Consider the following 18,012-nt stretch of genomic DNA (forward strand, 5'->3'; position numbering starts at 1 on the left):
CAAGGGCACCCGTTTTGTCGATGAGTACGTCGACAACTTCATCGCCCACTATGGCGAGTTCAAGGCGTTTTTTCTGCGCCGCCAGATCAAGAAACTGGCAGGCCTGAACCATGTCGTGGTCAAGCAGATCATGGCGTTCAAGATGAATGATTTCAGCAGCGCCTTGGACACGCGCGGCCTGGACAACACCATCCTGCCGGTGTTCGACGGCCTGACCGACCTGGGCCAGGTCTTGGCCCAGGCCAGCCAGCAGCAGACGCAGATGGCGACGCAAATCAAGCACTACTCAGGTGAGCTACACCTGTCGATGGATGACCTGACGGGCACGATCGACCGGCAAAACAGCGTCGCCGAACAGGCCGGCACGACCGTCGAACAGCTTGCCACGCAAGCGGGTGAAGCGGTGGTCGGCGCCCGTGCGCTTGCCAGTTCGAGCTTGCGTATTCAGTCGATCGTACAGGTCATCCAGCAAATCGCCGGACAGACCAACCTGTTGGCCCTCAACGCCGCCATCGAAGCAGCGCGCGCCGGTGAGATGGGCAGAGGGTTTGCGGTGGTGGCTGATGAGGTTCGCAAGCTCGCGGAAATCACCCGCAAGAATGCCGCGGAAATCGGCGTGGACATTGATCTGCTCTCGACGGAGATCCAAGGCGTCGCCCAACAGATCGAAGACCAGTCCGTCGCCGTCAGCGCCCTGCGCGAGATGCTCGACGCCCTGGAAGACTCGAGCCGCACCACCGAAGGCACCGCGCAACGCACGAAGGCCATCGCGGACACCTTGACCGGGCTGACTCACGCCAGCGCTTGAGCAATTGCCGCAGATACCCTGTGGGAGCGAGCTTGCTCGCGATAGCGGTCGGTCAGCTTGCGCTGAGGTTGAATGTGCCGCCGTCATCGCGAGGAAACCTGGCTCCCACACTGCTGCATTTCACGCGATATGCAACGTCCGGCCCTTGACCTCCACGAGGGCATTGGCCAGGGCAACCTGGAACAGTTCGACCAACACGTCGATCTCCTCGGCCCGGATGATCAATGGCGGCAGGAACCGCACAACGGCACCATGGCGCCCCCCGAGCTCCAGAATGACGCCCAAGCGCAGGCATTGACGCTGGATTGCCTGGGCCAATGCCGTATCGGCTGCTGGGACACGACTGTCGCTCGCCGTGTCACTGACGATTTCCACACCCACCATCAGTCCTCGGCCGCGTACTTGGCCCAGGCAAGCATAGCGGTTCTGCAACTGGCGCAGAGCCCCCATGAGTCGTTGCCCCATGACATCGGCATGTCCCGGCAAGTCTTCGCTGATGATATGACGCAGCGTCGCAGCCCCCGCTGCCATCGCCATTTGATTGCCGCGGAATGTGCCGGCATGGGCACCCGGTTTCCAGGTATCCAACTCTTCGCGGTACACCATCACGGCTAACGGCAGGCCACCACCGATGGCTTTGGAGAGTACAAGGATATCGGGCTCGATGTCCGCGTGCTCGAACGCAAACAGTTTGCCGGTACGACCCAGGCCGGTCTGGACTTCATCGATGATCAGCGCCACGCCGAACTTACGGGTCAATTGGCGCAAGCCCTGGAGCCAGCGTATCGGCGCAGGAATCACGCCGCCCTCGCCCTGCACGACTTCGACCACCACCGCCGCGGGTGGCAGCACACCTGACTCCGGGTCGCTGAGCAGTTGTTCGATAAAATGCAACCCGGCATCGACACCGGCTTCGCCGCCAATGCCAAACGGACAACGGTAGTCATAGGGGTAAGGCAGAAATTGCACATCGGCCATCAGCGAGCCCAGTGCCTGTTTCGGCCCCAGGTTGCCCATCAGGCTCAACGTGCCTAGCGTCATCCCGTGGTAGCCGCCAGAAAACGACAGAATCGGTTTGCGCCCGGTGGCCGTCCTGGCCAGTTTCAATGCCGCCTCAATGCCATCGGCACCGGTCGGCCCGCAAAACTGGATGCGAGCGTGACGGGCAAAGTTTTCCGGCAGCGCGTTGAACAGGTCCTCGACGAAGCGATCCTTGACCGGTGTCGTCAGATCCAGGGTGTGCAAGGGCAAGCCGGAGTCGAGCGTTTGGCGCATGGCCGCGATGGCTACCGGGTGGTTATGCCCCAGCGCCAGAGTTCCCGCCCCCGCCAGGCAATCCATGAACAGCTGACCTTGGGTATCACGAACATAGAGGCCATGGGCCTCTTGCAGCGCCAACGGAATACGCCGTGGATAAGACCGGGCATTCGATTCACGGGCCGCCTGGCGCTGAAGATACGGGTTGGTGTTCAGTTCACGCGGTGCTTGCTGGCGAAACTGTTCCAGCGTGAAGGTTGCGCTGGATGATAGACGGGGCTGGACGCTTTCCATATTGAATCCCTGAGGTAAAAACTCTGTCGCGGGCGATCAGCCCTGTCCTTGTACTTGCATGGCCTGGCGCAGGCTCAGCGGGCGCATATCGGTCCAGACCTTTTCGATATAGTCCAGACACTCTTGCTTGCTGCCTTTCATGTCGAGCGTGCGCCAGCCATTGGGCACGCTTCGATAATCCGGCCAGATCGAGTACTGCTCCTCATCATTGACTACAACCAGAAAGCGCGTATCCGGACTGTCCAAACTCATTGCTTGCTCCTTGACTGACATGGCGGAAAGACGCCTACGATACAATACTAATGGTAGCGATTCTCATTAATTTTTAAAAATTCATACACTGTTCTCAAATTTCCCTATCGACGATGAACAGTCGCAAGACGGCAACGCCCTGTTTATACTTCGAGCCCCTCTGAACGATAACCTCTCTCAATTCGCGGTCCACGGATGAGTCGATGATTCCCAGCCTTGCCCCGCTGTTCACCGGTCCGCTTGCCGAGCATGGTGAAAAGCTGCAACTGCGCAGCCATCCCCGTACAGACGTACCGGGTGACAGGTTCTTCCAGCATGAGTATTTCAGCGCATTCGTCGACGACCTGCAGGTCCGGTACAAAACCGATGAGCGCCTGGCCCTGGTGTCGCTGTGGTCCAAATGGTATTTCAGCACCTTCCTGGCACCGGTGATGGCCGCCAATCTGCTCCAGCAATGCGATCTGCCACTTGCCCTTGCCGACACCGGGATACAACTGGGCAATGACGCCAGGCCACAGGCGTTGCACTTGGTCCATGCCGGCCAGCCTTTGCCACCCTGCACGGCCTTCGAGCGATTTCATACCCTGGTCGAGGATCATCTGGAGCCCGTCATCGAAACCTTGGTCCGTGTCTCCCAGGCATCGCCCCGGTTGTTCTGGAGCAATGCCGGCAACACCTTCGAGTTCGTCACCAGCCGCATCGACCTGCACCCATTGGCCAACGCGCACAGCACCGCACCGGCCAAGGAAATCCTGAATACCCGCCTGCGCCCGAACGGCCGGCGTAATCCTTTGTTCGCCCCCGTGCAGTACCACGATATCGGCGAGGACGAGCCACAGCGCCTGAGGCGCATCTGCTGCATTCGCTACCGCCTTCCCGGCGTCGGCTATTGCAGCAGTTGCCCACTCGATGAATGCAAACGGCAGGAACAGCCCGTTTAACTGCAGCCTATTTCGCCAGTTGAAAAGGGTTCTCTGTCGCTCGGTCGTAGTCCACGAGATGGCCGTAGTCGAGACGATAGACCCGGTCGGCAACATCGAAATAGCGGTCGTCATGGGTGATTGCAATCACCGTCTTGCCGGCCGCCTTCAGCTCGGGCAGCAGTTCGTTGTAGAACACGTGGCGGAACACCGGGTCCTGATCCGCCGCCCATTCGTCCAGCAGGAACACCTCCCTGCCCTCCATCATCAGCAGTAACAGTGCCAGGCGCTTGCGCTGGCCCTGGGACAGGGCCGTGGTCGACAGGCGCCCGGCAGCGAACTCGACTTTATGGGCCAACCCAAGGCGGTCCAGGTAATGATCCACCCGGGCCTCAAGCCCCTCATGATTGCCCGCTTCGCCCAGCACATCGGCGAACAGATAGAAGTCGGCAAAAATGGCGGCGAAATGCTCCCGGTGCCACTCGCTGGTGCCGGTATCGAGCACCACGCCGTTCAGCGAAACCTGCCCAGAGGTGGGAACGTAGAGCCCCGTCAGGAGCTTGGCCAGGGTCGACTTGCCACTGCCATTGCCACCGACAATGAAAATCAACTCGCCGCGACGAATCGACAGGTCGATCGGTCCCAGCTCAAACGCAAACTCGTCACTTTGCCCGGGATAGCGGTAATGCACGTTTGACAGGCGCAACTCACCGAAGGGTTGCGCCGCTTGCGCAGGGGTCTTGAACTGCACCGTCTCACCCAACGCCAGGGCATCGATGGCCTGCAAGGCAACATGGCCGCGAATGACCGCAGGAATGGCATCCAGGATCATCGAGATCGGCGTGCGCAGAAACATGATTGCCAGCACGTAACCCACCACGACCTGTTGGCTGAGCAACCCTAATCCCTGGCCGAGAAAGAACAGCGTACCGATCAGCACGAACACCAGCAGTGTCGTCCAGTTCAGGTTCACCGCCCACAGCGTGTCGGCACGTACCGACGCATCCAGCGAGGCCCGCGCGATCGGTTCGAGCTTGCGCTCATAGAGCAGGTGCCGGCGTTCCCGGCTCAGGCCCAACTCGCAACGCCCCTGGATGGCGGCCTCGAACTGCTCGGTCAACTGGTCATCCTGCTGCCGCACGGCCTGCATCAGGATCTTGACCTTGCGCCCCAGCAGCACATCAAGACCGACCCCAAGGGCAATCACCCCCAGGGTCAGGAAAAAGAACGCCATGCTCAGCCAGGCCATGTAGGCGAGCCCCGCCAACAACAGCAAGCCGTTGTACAAGGAAATCGGCAGTTGCTTGAACGCCGTGGCGACGGTGGTCACGTCCTTGGTCAGCGCGTTGTAGATACGCGGGCTGCCCAGCCGCTCGATGCGTTCGAGTGCTGTGCCCAACACCTTGCCCACCAGCCGCAGGCGCAATTGGTAAACCAGGCGATGCCCGATCTGCACCAGCAACCATTGCGACGTGACACCGCTGATGAACAATAGAATCAGCAGGCCACCGAACAGCAACAAGCCCCGGCCGATATCATCGAGTCCATGCTCCAGGCTGCGGTTGATATACCCGATCAGGCCGATACTGGTTGCCGCGCTCAAGGCGCTGCTCAGAATCGCCAGCAGAATGCGCCATCGAGCGTCGTGCAGCAGTTCTTTCAATAACATCATGAGGCAGACACCACCTTGGCAGAGGTTTGCAACAGTAAAGGCAACAGGCTTTCGACCAATCGAGGCTCTGCGAGCATCTCGTGATGCCCCACGTCCAGCGTCCACTGGCGAACAGCTTGATGAGTATGCGCTTGCCACTGAGCACGCAAGTCGGCATGGGCATTGCCGCGCCAGAGCCACAGCGGCACATCAACGGTGGGCAAGGCTTGCTCGTACAAGCGCATCTTGATCGAGCGATATTGCGCCAATAGCGTGAGCAAATCAGCATCGGCGGCGCCCCATTGCAGATGCGCGCGCACCTGGGCATCGTTGAGCAACCGGGCAACACCCTCGGCATAGTCCAGACCTGCCAACAGGCCCGTCACACGTTCGCGCAGCGGCTCACCGATTGGCTGGGCGTGAGTGCGGCAGTAGAAAGCAAAATCTGCAATCAACTGGCCTGCTTCGTCGCCCTCGCCGGCCAGGCTGCGCTGCGCATCGTGATCGAGCACCACAAGCCCTTCGACGGTAAAGCCGCTGGCTTGTAGACAGGGTACCAGCATCAATGCCAGGCGCGACGCCAGGCTCCAGCCCAGCAGCACCAGCGGGCGCTGTTTCAGCTGGACAGGGATGCTCGCCACGTATTGCTGCAACAGCACGTCCATGTCGCCCTCATCCCAGCCCTTTTCCAGGGCGGCCAGACCAAAGACAGCGGCTTTACCGCTCAGATTGTCTACCAACGGCTGATAGGCCTGCAGATGCCCTTGCGCGCCATGCACCAGCAACAGGGCCGGCGAATGCTCGTGCGCGTCATTCAAGACTTGCCATGGGCCGCCGCTGTGATCGTTACCCAGGCCATGAACCAGGTCACGCACGGTATGCCGCTCGAACAGCAGATTGGTCGGCAATTCGAGAGACAGGCGCTCGCGAATCAGCGACACCACTTTGATCGCCGCCAGCGAGTGCCCACCGACGTTGAAGAAATTGTCGGTCACCCCCAGCTCGTCGACACCCAACACCTCGCACCAAATCGCCAGAATGGCCGTTTCGAGCTCGCCCACAGGCGCCACGCGAGTGTTCTGCAAACGCTGCCTGGCGCGTTCGAGCAGGTTTTTGCGATCAAGCTTGCCATTGCTGTTCAGTGGCAGCGTCTTGAGTGCAAGGATACCGCTGGGCAGCATGTAGTCCGGTAGCTGGCGAGCCAGGGCGGCGCACAGTTGCTCGGTCGTTTGCGACAGGGCGTCGTCCTTGACCACGAAAGCCAGCAAGCGCCCATGGTCGCCTTCGCCGTCCAGCAGGACAGCGGCCTGCAACACGCCCGGCTGCGCCAACAAAGCCTGTTCGACTTCCGCCAACTCCAGGCGAAACCCACGGATTTTCACCTGTTGATCATTGCGCCCCAGAATGCGTACGGCACCATCGGCCTGGCGCAAAGCAAGATCACCGGTGCGATACAGGCGGTGGCCACTGAGTGGATCGACACCAAAGGCACTGCCACCGACACCGCCCACATAACCGCGCCCGACACTGGCGCCACTGATGCACAATTCCCCGGCCTGGCCTGACGGCACCGCGCGTTGCTGGTCGTCGAGCAGGTGGATGCAGTTATCACCCAATACTTGATTCAAGGCGCTATCACCCACGCCCTGGCTGACATCGATCGCACGCCATAGCACGCCCACTGTGGTCTCTGTCGGACCGTAATGGTTGTAGAGGCGACAGGCAGGCTTCGCTTGGGCCAAACGGCTCAGCAAATGCTCACTGATCGGCTCTCCGCCCAGTACCAGGACCTGGCGTGGAAGAATGCCGTTGGGAGCGTGTTCGCCCATCAGCGCTTCGAGGTGCGAAGGCACGATTTTGAGCACGTCCAACGGGTAGCGCTGGAGTTCTTCGGCGAATGCCCGGGCATCGGTCACGGTGGACTGCTCCAGCACATGCACGCAACCGCCCTGCAACCAGGCCGGAAACAACACCGTATTTCCCAGATCCGCGAGCAGTGAAGACACCAGGCCATAATGCCCGGCCTCGGGCAACTGGAGTGCGCGGGTCACTTGCGTGACGTAATGGCGCAATTGGCCTTGCTCGATTTGCACACCTTTGGGCTTGCCGCTGGTGCCCGAGGTATAGAGCACGTAGGCCAGGTCTTGCGCCGAACCCTGCACCGGCGAATCGAACACCGGCCCAGTGCATGCCTGTGACCAGCACAGGGTGTCGACCGAGGTATCGGGCAGCAGCCCCTCTATGTGCAGCAACAAGGCCGGTTGAGCATCATCGATAATGTCGGCCAGCCGCAGCGGTGGTTGTTGAGGATCCAGGGGCAGATAGGCAGCACCGACCTTGAAGCAGGCCAGCATCGCGATCAGCATCTGCGCCCCCCGCGGCAAATACAGGCCGACCACTTGTTCATGGCCGACACCGGCCTGACGCAGGCTGCCGGCCACACGATCGCTCAAGGCATCAAGCTCAGCGTAAGAGAACAGTTGCTCTGCATAGCGCAGCGCCGGCCGATCCGGTTGTGTCCGGGCGTACTCGCGCACGGTGGCGACGATATCGAGATCCGGCGCCAGGGCCGGACGCGTCGGCAACGCCAGCAACTCCTCGGGCAAGTGCGGATCGACACCGTTGATGAGGCCATTGGGCGACTGCAGCAATTGCTCGAGCCAATGGGCGAATCGCTTGAGCAAGACCTGCATCTGCGCTTCACGGTACAGGCCACGGTCATAGGCCAGTGTCAGTTCCCCGTTGCCCTGGGCATCGAGCGTCAGCTGCAATTGCAACTCGACCGGGGTGTCGAAGGACAGGACTTGCAAACCCTGCAGCAGCGGTGCATGCACGACACGCAGCCCAGTCTGAAAACTGGCACGCCACTCGGGCAATAGCTGAGCCTGACCGACATATTCCTGCCAAGCCACCGCGTTTTCCAGTTGCCGTGCCAACGGCCGGGCCAGGTTGATCCAGGAGCTGTGTTCGGACACCCGCACCACCATCGGCAGCGTCTGCTCGAACAACCCACAGGCTCCCGAGAGCTCTTCATAGTCATCGCGAGGATCGTGCTGCAAACCCAATTGGCCGTGCTGCTGCCCATTGAGCCTGCCCAGCAATGCGCCCCAGGCGGCCAGGGCCAGTGCTTCGACGGCCACGCCTTCGCGCTCGGCCAGCGCCGTCAACGCCGCTGGCAGTGTCTGCGCAAGCCTTAGCCGAACAACGGCATGGTTGCCGCTGGCGATGCCATAGCGCTCGATCAGGCGCATGCCCGGCACGTCCTGCAAGGCCAGGTTGCGCCAGAACTGCGTGCCCTGCTCGGCATCCTCGTCCAACTGCAGGCCATTGATCCACTCGACGTATTCGCCGTACTGCATGGGTTCAGTTTCCAACGACGCGGCACGTCCCAGCAATTGCGCCTGCAACTGGATCAGACTGCGCTGATCCAGCGAATAGACCGGGACCGCCAATAGCAGGCAATCGTCGAGTAGCCAGGCCAGCACATCGGGCTGTTCAGCAAGGCAATGCGCCTGGGCCTCACGCAGCCACTGTTGCTCATCATGCCCGTCACCTGAACGTCCCTCACGCCAGCTCAGGCGCAACTCGAGGGGCTCGACCACATGCTGGCGCAGTCCCGTGGCGCCAACCGGGCGCTGGTAGCGCAAGCGCAGCGCTTGATGCTGCTGCAAGCCGTCACGCAGTCGCTGTTGGACAGTGGCCTCGGGCACGCCCGACAGTTGCATCCGAACCCAGCGCCAGGCCTGCGGATTGGCCTGGGCCAGTTGTTTTTGTTGAGGTGAAAGCGTTAGTCCAAGGTCCATCATGGTTTCAACTCTGCGTGTGTCTCTTCGGTCTGCGCCGGCGCAGCCATGACCTGATCACGACCATAGATTTCACCCATGGCCACCACAATTTTACGCTCGCCTTCGAACGGATCCCGGGCGTGCGCAGCCAGCATGTTATCGAGCATGACCACATCGCCCTGCTGCCAGTCGAAGCGCACGGCACAACGGTCGTAGGCAGCGTTGATGGCCTCGATGGCACTTGGCTCAAGCTCGGAACCGTCACCGTAGAACACTTGTCTCGGCATCGCCGTTGCCCCGTCGCGCAGGAACTGCTCACGCACATCGGCATCGAGAAAGGCCGGGTGATAGAGCTGGATCTGATTGAAGAAGCTCTCCTCTCCCGTCAGCGGGTGCAGGATCACCGCAGGGCAAACCTGACGGGTGTGCAGATCGTTGGCGCCGCGCCACTCAAAATCGATATTGCTCTCACGGCAGATCCGCTCGACTTGCTCGCGCTCCTGGGTCTGGAAGAAGTGCTGCCAACTGACGTCCAGGCTGGTGCTGAAATTACGCACGTACATCAATTGTTTGCGACGCAGGTTCGCTTGCAGCCAGGTGGGCAGCTCACGGTAGACCTGGCGGCTGTCGACAATCGGGGTCGCGCCACCGGAAGTGGCGGGCGTCTGGCAGTAAAACCATTGGCGACGCGGCCAGCGATGCTGATGAGCGCTCTCGTTGTGGAACAGAATCATCCGATCCTTGGGATAGGGCGTGGACTTGTAGATATTCTTGCCTCCCTCTTCCTTCGGCAGGTCACCGTACTGGCCATATAACTGAGGGCACAGGGCCTGGCAAAAAGCCTCGAAAGCCGCCGGAGTCGGCAAATCAAAGCCACGCAAGAGAATGCCGCCATGCTCGCGCAGCCAGCTTTCGACCTTCTCACGGTTGGCTTGCGCCCAAATGGCCGGCGCCAGTTCGCGGTCACGCAGTTGAATCAACAAGGGGAACTTCGAACCTTCGCGCAATGGCCGGGCTTCAAAGGGCTCGCGGGTAACGGGCGATCCGCTCTGGCGCATCTTGCCCAATTTGCTCATTTTGCGTTGCAACGGATTGTCCGTGGACATTGCAGCAGCTCCCTTTGGAGTCGGAATCAGGGTGTCGATTGGGTTGTCCGGTGCGCCGAGGGCCATGTCCAGCAGCGACTCGAAAGCTGTACGCAAGCGTTCGACCGTGGCCGGCAGAAACAGGCTGTTGCGATACACCCAGCGCAGGTTGAACACATCGCCGTCTTCGCTGGCGAACAGGGCCATGTCGAACTTGGAATGATGCTGCTCGCCCGTCAGTGGCTCCACCTGCAAATTGCCGAGTTGGCGTTGCTGGCGCGGCGTGTTGTCGAGGACAAACAACGTCTGCAACAACGGGTGGACATTCGCCACCCGTGGCAGCTCCAGGCATTCGACGACACGCTCGAACGGCGTGTCCTGCCAGGCGAATGCTTGCAGGCAAATCTCCCGGACCTGCTGCGCTTGCTCACGCAAACTCAGTTCCGGTTGCACGCGGATACGCAAGGCCAGCAGATTGACGAAAAAGCCGATCAGCGATTCAGTGGCCGGATGCTCGCGGTTGGCGACGTCCGTTCCGATGACCAGATCACGGCCTTGCGTTTCGCGCTGCAGCACGGCGGCATAGCACGTCAGCAGCACCATGAACGGCGACGTTGCGCTTTGCTGTGCGAAAGCCTTCAACCGGCCAACCGTGGCCGCTGACAACTGGAAGTCCAGGGCCGCCCCGGCGCCGCTGTCGCGCTCCGGACGGGGAAAATCGAACGGCAGTGGCACCTGCGCGGGAATGCCGGCCAGGGTCTGCCGCCAGAAGTCCAGGCCTTCACGCTGACGCAGCTGTACCGCCGCCGAACCTTGCCATACGGCATAGTCGACGTACTGGATCGCCAGCTCGCTCTGTGGCGGCAGCACACCCGTGCTGTAGGCTTCATAGCCCTGGATCAGTTCATCCACCAGCACGGCGCCGGACCAACCATCGGAGGCGATGTGGTGCATGACCAACTGCAGCACATGTTCCTGTTCGCCGAGGCGGTGCAGGACCGCCCGCAACGGTGCCTCGCTGGCGAGGTCGAACGGCCGCAGCGCAACGTCCCGGGCATCGACCGGCCACTGCGCGTCGCTCGACACGATCACTTGCAACGCCACCGACATGTGTCCGTGAATCCGCTGGTACAACTCGCCGTTACGTTGGTGATACGTCGTACGCAAGATGGTATGGCGGTCCACCAGCCGGTGCAATGAACGCTCCAGGGCATGGCGGTCCAGTTGTCCGCGCAAACGCACATTGCTGCTCATGTTGAAGCTGCTGTCAGCCAGGTCCAACTGCTGCATCAACCAGACGCGTTGCTGCGCCGAGGACAAGGGTTGATCAAGCTGCTGGTCGACCTGAGGGATCTGCAACGAAGCCAGATCCAGGTGCTGCGCCAGGCCCTCGATGCGCTGCGCAAGGTCCGCCAGTACCGGCGTTTCGAACAGCCAGCGCAAAGGCACTTCAAAACCCTGTTCACGCAAGCGTGCACGCACCTGGGCCGCCATCAGCGAATGCCCGCCCAGTTGGAAGAAATGACCGTCGGCAGGAATCTGTTGCAGGTTCAACACCGCAGCCCAGACCTCGGCCAGCGACGCCTCGCTGGCCGTCAGCGGGCGCTGGACGCCCTCCATACCGCAGTTTTCCAACTGCAAGCGTGGCAGTTGCTTACGATCCACCTTGCCATTGGTATTGAGGGGCAGTTGCTCCAGCGCCTGCAAATGCGTCGGCAACATATAGGCCGGTAAACGCCCCTGTAAGTAGGTGCGGATGGAGGCGGCGTCGGGTGGATTGTCGGGACTCGCTACCCAGAAGGCGGCCAGATGCTCGCCTTGCACGGCCACGACCGCCTGCAGCAGTTCGGGGTGGCTGAGCAGCACGGCCTCGATCTCCCCCAGTTCGATGCGATAACCACGCAATTTGATCTGATCATCGGTGCGGCCGAGGTAATACAGCTGCCCATCGGGCTGCCAACGCGCCAGGTCGCCCGTACGGTACAAACGCCCACCCTCGCGACTGAACGGATCGGCAATAAACCGTTCGGCGGTCAATCCAGGCTGCCCGGCATAACCGCGGGCCAGACCGTCACCGGCAATATAAAGCTCGCCCACACAGCCAGGAGGTACTTCGCACAAGTGCTCATCAAGGACGTGGCAGCGGGTATTGAGCAATGGCCGGCCAATGGGTGCGACGGGCAACTGCAGGGCACCGATCGGCGCCTGGGTGGACCACACCGTGGTTTCTGTCGGGCCGTAGACGTTGACGAGGTGAGCCACGCATTGGCTGAGCTCGGTCGCCATTTCCGCCGCCAGCGCCTCACCACCGGCCAGGGCCACACGCCCAGCCAGCACCGTGCGATCGCCTTGCAGCAACATCGCCCAGGTTGCCGGTGTGGCCTGGATGAGATCCACGGCCTGGTCCTGAATCAGTCGCGCAAGCAACATGGGGTCCTGTCGCTCTTCATCATCGGCCAACACCACGGTGCCGCCACGCACCAGCGGCAGGCACAGCTCCAGGCCGCAAATGTCGAAGGTCACCGTGGTCAAGGCCAGATAACGCTGCACGTTTTCCAGTGGCAGCGCCTCTTCCATGGCTAGCAGGAAGTTGGCGAAATTCCCTCGACTGATCTGCACGCCCTTGGGTTGCCCGGTCGATCCGGAGGTGTAGAGCGTGTAGGCCAACTGTTCAAGCGTCGTCGCCAATGCCGGGGCTTGTGCAGGGAACTGAGCCAATGGCAGGTCCGCCCACAGGCAGCTGCGCAGGTGTCCGGGCAGGTCCGCGAACAGCTTGTCGCAGAGCAGCAATTGCGGCCGAGCGCGGGTGAGAATCTGCGCCTGACGTGCCGGTGGATGAGCTGGGTCGAGCGGCAGGTAGCAAGCACCGGCCTTCTGAATCCCCAACAGGCACACCAGCAGTCTTTCGTCCCGAGGCAGGCAGAAGGCAATCGTCGACTCCTGCCCTATACCCTGCGCCAGCAGCCAATGGGCCAGGCGATTGGCTTGGGCATCCAGCGCCGCGTAGCTCAAGCGGCGATCAGCGCAGCACACCGCGATACGCTCAGGATGAACGGCGGCCTGTACTTCAAAGCGCGTGACAAAATCGGCCTCGCTGTGCAGATGCACGGACTTGCCCGCCGCGGCCAAAGTTGCGACTGAGCCCAGGGGGACTTCCAGCAAGCGCTGCTGAAGATCGAGGCTGACCAGGCTGGCGAGCAATCCCTGGTAATCCTCCATCAGTCGTTGGGTGGTACCGGGGTGCAACAGAGCAGTCGCGTATTCGACAATCAAGCCGGTACGCGCATCCGTGCCGCGGCCTTGGGTGAACAGATTGAACGTCAGGTCGAACTTGGCACTCACCACGCCGTCCGGCAACGCCAGTGTTTCCACGCTGATGCCCGGCAGGTTGAGGCGGCGCGAATCCCGATGATCGGCCTGGTAGTTGAACATCGCCTGGAACACCGGCGTGCGATCCAGGCTGCGCTCGACATCCAGCATTTCCAGCAGTTGCTCGAACGGCAGCGCCTGATGGGACAAATCATCGGCCAAACGTCCGTTCAGGGCCTGGATAAAGGCTTGCAGGCTTTGCCGGGCGTCAATCTGCACCCGGTGCGCCAGTGTGTTGACGAACAAGCCAACCAATGCCTGGCTCTTGACCGATTCGCGCCCTGCCACTGGCAAGCCAATGGCGAAATCATTGCGTCCGCCATGACGCCAGAGCAGGAGCTGGTAGGCGGCGAAATACAGTACGAAGGGCGTGACACCCAGGGCCCTGGCCCGGGAGTCGACAGCCGCGCTCAACGAGCCGGGCAAGGCCAGCTCGCTGCGGGCGCCAGCGTAGGCCTGCAGCGCCGGTCGCGTGCAGTGGTCGGGCAGCTCCAGCGGTTCGTTGCTCAGACCTTGCAAGCGTTGTTGCCAATAGCCCCGCAACTGGCTGCCCTGCTCCCCGTCCAAATCTCGCCGTTGTGCGTCGATCAATGGCAACAATCCGCTCGTCACAGGCGTGGCCCGGTCCTGGTAGATCAGCGCAAAGTCCTCGACCAACAAGCCCATGGACCAACCGTCCACGGCAATGTGGTGCACATTGAACAGCAACCGGTAATCACCCGGCGCAAGACAAAATACGTCGATTGCCAGCAACGGCCCCTGCACCAGGTCAAAAACGCGCTTGGCGGCCCCGGCAATGGCCGCTGCCTGGTGTGATTCATCCAGGTCATGGAGGTCATGCACATTGAAGAGTGCAGCGGCCTTCTCATCCAGGCGCTGCCAGACCTGCCCCTGCTCTTCGAAGAACCGGCAGCGCAGTGCGTCATGGCGCGAAACAAGGACCTGGCAAGCGAGCTGCAATCGTGGCACGTCCAGATCGCCGCGCAAGGCCAACAATTGCGTAACGTTGTAAGCCGTTGCAGCCGGATCGAGTTGTTGCATGAACCACACCCGTTGCTGGGCATGGGACAGTGCACGTGGCGGCGCCAAGGCTTCGGTTACCGGCGGCGGTGCAACCGCCGCCGACGCTGAGGAGGTCAGAACCCCAGCCAGTTGCCGGGCGCTGGGGTTCTCCAGCAATTGCCGGGGCATCAGGCGCAGTTCAGCCTGACGCAGACGCGCGATCAATTGCAGGCTGAGGATCGAATCCCCCCCTTCGGCAAAGAAATCGGCGTCCGGCCCCAGGCCAGGCTGTTCAAGCAACTCGCGAAAAGCCGTGAGGACGGTCAGCAACACCGGGTCCAACCGGCCGTCGATGCACAGGGCCATGGCCGCGAGGGTGGGATGTTGCAGGACATCGCGCGGTTGCAACTTGAGTCCTTCGCGCGCAGCCAGGCCGATCAATTGCAGACTGAGAATCGAATCGCCACCGAGGGCGAAAAAATCATCCTCGCGCCCGACGTGTGCGCAATCGAGAATCTGGCACCACAACTGCGCCAAGCGCTGTTCCGTGGCGCCGATCGGCGGCCGGGCGGATGCATCGGCCAACTCTGTCTCGGTCGGTTCAGGCAATGCACGCCGATCCAGCTTGCCATTGGCCGTCAGCGGCAACGTATCCAGCACCCACCAATGACCGGGCACCATGTGCTCCGGCAACTGGCGCTTGGCTTCGGCTTGCAGAGCCGCCAGTGCTTCGGTTGCCAGGGCAGGACTGAGATACGCCACCAGTTGCGTGCGTCCTTTCACCTCGCAGGCCAGCACCACCCCTTCGCGAACCTGAGGCTGTGCATTGAGCCAGGCGCTGACTTCGCCCGGCTCCACGCGAAAACCGCGGATCTTGACCTGATCGTCCTGGCGCCCCAGGAACACCAGGTGCCCACTGCGATCCAGGCGAACCCGGTCACCACTGCGATAAAAGCGTTGCCCCTGGGCAGTAGAGCCAAATACTTGCGCGGTCAACTCAGGTTGACCGAGGTAGCCCTGGGCGACCTGAGGGCCTGCGATCAGCAGCTCGCCGGCGACACCCAGCGGCACCGACACGTCATTGCCGTCGACGATGCGCAAATGGCAATCCGCTAACGGCTGGCCCAAGGGCAGATACAGACTCGAGTCAAGGGCGTCGAAGGCCTGGATTTCTCCGCAGATCACGCCGACCGTGGTCTCCGAAGGACCGTAATGGTTGAAGATGCGCAGTTGCGGTGCCAATTCACGCACCCGTGCAAACAAGGTCTGATCGAAACCCTCACCGCCCAGGATCAACACATCCCTGGGCAAGACGCGTCGAGCATCGTCCAGCGCCAACAGCCCGCGTAAATGCGACGGCGCGATTTTCAGGCAATCCACTGGCTGCTCGTCGAGAAAGTCAGCCCAGCCTGGCGGATCGAAGGTCAACGAGGCTGGCGGCAGAATCAGCGGATCGCCGGCATTCAGCCCGGCGAACACGCAGGTCAGCCCCAGGTCCGCGGCCACGGTCGCCAACGTCGCCCAGCGGCTACCCGGCTTGGCTTGCACGCGTTGACCGATCGCGCTCGCGTAATGCCCCACGTTGCCATGAGTGACCAGGACACCTTTGGGCTGACCGGTCGAACCCGAGGTATAAATGAGGTAAGCAGGCAGGTGCGGCTGACTGAGGCTCTCGCCCAGCCCCTCGGCGGCCACTGCGGACAAGTCGGCGGCACTGAGTACCAGGCGCGCCATGTCGGCGTTCGTTTCAGGGGCCTCGGCCAGTGTCACCCACAGCCTCGCGCCACTGTCCTGCACCAACTGCGCCAGTCGCTGTGGCGGCTGTGCCGGGTCAAGGAACAGACACACCGCACCGCGTTGCCAGCAGGCCAGCATCGCCAGCAGTTGTTCCGCGCAACGCGGCATGCACAGCGCAACCACCTGGCCCGGGCCGATGCCCTGCCCGGCCAGTCGCGCGGCCAGCGCGCGGGTCGCGGCACCGAGCGTGGCATAGTCGACGGTTTGCCCAGCGCTGCACAACGCTGCCGCGTTCGGCGTGTGCGTTGCCCAGTGCAGCACCTGCTGATCCAACGGCAAGGGCATCGCGCCCAACGCGGGGCCATTCAGTTCACTTGGCGGCGAAATCAGTTGCAGTTCGGCCAGACGTCGCTGGGGATGGCTTGACGCCTCTTGGAAAATCGCCAGCAAGTCATCCAGCATCTGCTCGACCGTCGCCGCGTCGAACACTTCATCGCTGTATTCCAACTCGCAGCGCAGCCGCGCGTCAGCGCTACGCACCAGGCGCAGCGTGAGGTCGAAGCGTGCATGACGCTGCGGCGGGTCGAGTACTTCAACCGCGACACCCGGCAATGTCAGGGTGCGGCTCTCGGGTAAATCGACCTGGACGAACATCACCTGAAACAGCGGGCTCGAACGTGAGCGCTCGAGGTTTTCAAGAACGTTTTCGAAAGGCAGCAACTGATGATCGAAGGCGGCCGCGACGGTGTCGCGGGTGCGCAGCAGCGCGGTGGCGAAGTCCGGGTTGCCGTGCAGGCGCTGACGGATCACCAGGGTGTTGAGCAACGGGCCGATCAAGGGCACCAGTTCCGGACGATCACGTTGGGCGGCCGAGGTGCCCAGGCACAGGTCGTTCTCGCCACTGTAGCGCGACAGCAAGCAACTGAAGGCCGTCAGGCCGTAGATGTACAGCGTCACCCCATGACTGCGAATGGCGGCTTCTACCGCCGTCGTCAGCTGCGGCGAAAGCTCCCGGGCAAGCACCGCGCCGCTATGGCGACGTTGTGCGGGCGCAGGGCGTGGTCGGTCCAGGGGCAACGCCAAGGGCGCGGGCGCATCCGCCAGTTGGCCGCGCCAGAAGTCGATGTGCTGCCGGCAGCTTTCACTCTCCAGCCACTCGCACTCCCACGCGGCGTAATCGGCGTACTGGATGCTCAATTCGGGTTGTCGGGCCGGCTCATTCGATGCCAGTGCCCGATAAGCCTCGGCCAGTTCCAGGGTCAGTTGCTGAGCCGACCAGGCATCGTAGGCCACGTGATGAATGGTGAAAAACAACCAGGTCGATTGCTCTTGCGCGTCGCTGAAGGCTTGCCAGCGCCAAGGCGCCGACTGAGCGAGATCGAAGGGCTCGGCGAGCTGACGGGCATATTCATCGGCGCACCACTGCTCGTATTCAGAAGCCGCCAAGGTCAACGGTTCGACGCTGGGCCGCGGCACTTGTTGCGACTCACAATGGGGTTGCATCCGGCCTTGCGAATCGGTCGTGTAGCGGGTGCGCAGGATCTGATGACGGTCAGTCAACTGCTGCATGGCCTGCTGCAAACGCGCGCCATCGAGGCGGCCGTCGAAACGCAGTACCGAGCACAGATTGTAAAGGGCACGACCGCTCAGGGCTTCCGCCGACAGAAAGCGCCGCTGCGCCTGCGCCAACGGCATATGCTCACCTTCGCCAAGCACGGCGGGAACGATTGGCAGGCGCCAGCTATCGATGCCCTTCTCGGCCAGGCGCTGGCGAAAGACTTTTTTCTTGTCCGCGGGCAAGGAAGCCAGCCGCTGCGCAATCTCCAGGAAAGCTTGTTGCGTCATCGCACTC

7 protein-coding genes are annotated in these 18,012 nt (G+C 61.9%); 2 read left to right on the forward strand and 5 right to left on the reverse strand.

From position 1 onward, the window contains the following. The first annotated feature begins 307 nt into the window (after positions 1-307). The gene (locus tag B0E42_RS31685; protein WP_223471818.1) at positions 308-808 is read left to right on the forward strand and encodes a methyl-accepting chemotaxis protein; all 501 of its coding nucleotides are present in this window, start codon (positions 308-310) and stop codon (positions 806-808) included. A gap of 120 nt (positions 809-928) precedes the next feature. On the opposite strand, the gene B0E42_RS07490 is transcribed toward B0E42_RS31685, so the two are convergent. Next, on the reverse strand, positions 929-2,359 hold the full coding sequence (locus tag B0E42_RS07490; protein ID WP_139353111.1) for a diaminobutyrate--2-oxoglutarate transaminase: 1,431 nt from the start codon (positions 2,357-2,359) through the stop codon (positions 929-931). A gap of 36 nt (positions 2,360-2,395) precedes the next feature. Then, the gene (locus B0E42_RS07495) at positions 2,396-2,611 is read right to left on the reverse strand and encodes an MbtH family NRPS accessory protein (RefSeq protein ID WP_018600641.1); all 216 of its coding nucleotides are present in this window, start codon (positions 2,609-2,611) and stop codon (positions 2,396-2,398) included. Between the two features lie 203 nt (positions 2,612-2,814). On the opposite strand from B0E42_RS07495, the gene fhuF reads away from it, so the two are divergent. Continuing rightward, positions 2,815-3,552 carry a siderophore-iron reductase FhuF gene (fhuF, locus tag B0E42_RS07500; protein ID WP_053186144.1) on the forward strand — a complete coding sequence of 246 codons (738 nt, stop codon included), beginning with the start codon at positions 2,815-2,817 and terminating at the stop codon, positions 3,550-3,552. A 7-nt stretch (positions 3,553-3,559) separates the two neighbouring features. Here fhuF and B0E42_RS07505 read toward each other — a convergent pair whose 3' ends face one another. Genes B0E42_RS07505 through B0E42_RS07515 form a run of 3 tightly spaced genes read right to left on the reverse strand, consistent with a single transcriptional unit; the run spans position 3,560 to position 18,005 of the window. Next, positions 3,560-5,203, reverse strand: coding sequence for a cyclic peptide export ABC transporter (locus B0E42_RS07505; RefSeq protein WP_018600638.1), 1,644 nt, complete (start codon positions 5,201-5,203; stop codon positions 3,560-3,562). After that, positions 5,200-8,985: an amino acid adenylation domain-containing protein gene (locus B0E42_RS07510; protein WP_256578275.1), complete on the reverse strand. Its 3,786-nt coding sequence runs from the start codon at positions 8,983-8,985 to the stop codon at positions 5,200-5,202. Before B0E42_RS07510 ends, B0E42_RS07505 begins: the two co-directional genes overlap by 4 nt. Beyond that, positions 8,985-18,005: a non-ribosomal peptide synthetase gene (locus tag B0E42_RS07515; protein ID WP_168188497.1), complete on the reverse strand. Its 9,021-nt coding sequence runs from the start codon at positions 18,003-18,005 to the stop codon at positions 8,985-8,987. Before B0E42_RS07515 ends, B0E42_RS07510 begins: the two co-directional genes overlap by 1 nt. Positions 18,006-18,012: the final 7 nt, after the last annotated feature.

The sequence above is a fragment of the Pseudomonas sp. A25(2017) genome, assembly GCF_002001065.1.
Classification (GTDB): Bacteria; Pseudomonadota; Gammaproteobacteria; order Pseudomonadales; family Pseudomonadaceae; genus Aquipseudomonas; species Aquipseudomonas kilonensis.

Coding starts and splice junctions, on each gene's coding strand:
- B0E42_RS31685 (WP_223471818.1), top strand. CDS start 308: ATGGATGACCTGACGGGCACGATCGACCGGCAAAACAGCGTCGCCGAA.
- B0E42_RS07490 (WP_139353111.1), bottom strand. CDS start 2,359: ATGGAAAGCGTCCAGCCCCGTCTATCATCCAGCGCAACCTTCACGCTG.
- B0E42_RS07495 (WP_018600641.1), bottom strand. CDS start 2,611: ATGAGTTTGGACAGTCCGGATACGCGCTTTCTGGTTGTAGTCAATGAT.
- fhuF (WP_053186144.1), top strand. CDS start 2,815: ATGATTCCCAGCCTTGCCCCGCTGTTCACCGGTCCGCTTGCCGAGCAT.
- B0E42_RS07505 (WP_018600638.1), bottom strand. CDS start 5,203: ATGATGTTATTGAAAGAACTGCTGCACGACGCTCGATGGCGCATTCTG.
- B0E42_RS07510 (WP_256578275.1), bottom strand. CDS start 8,985: ATGGACCTTGGACTAACGCTTTCACCTCAACAAAAACAACTGGCCCAG.
- B0E42_RS07515 (WP_168188497.1), bottom strand. CDS start 18,005: ATGACGCAACAAGCTTTCCTGGAGATTGCGCAGCGGCTGGCTTCCTTG.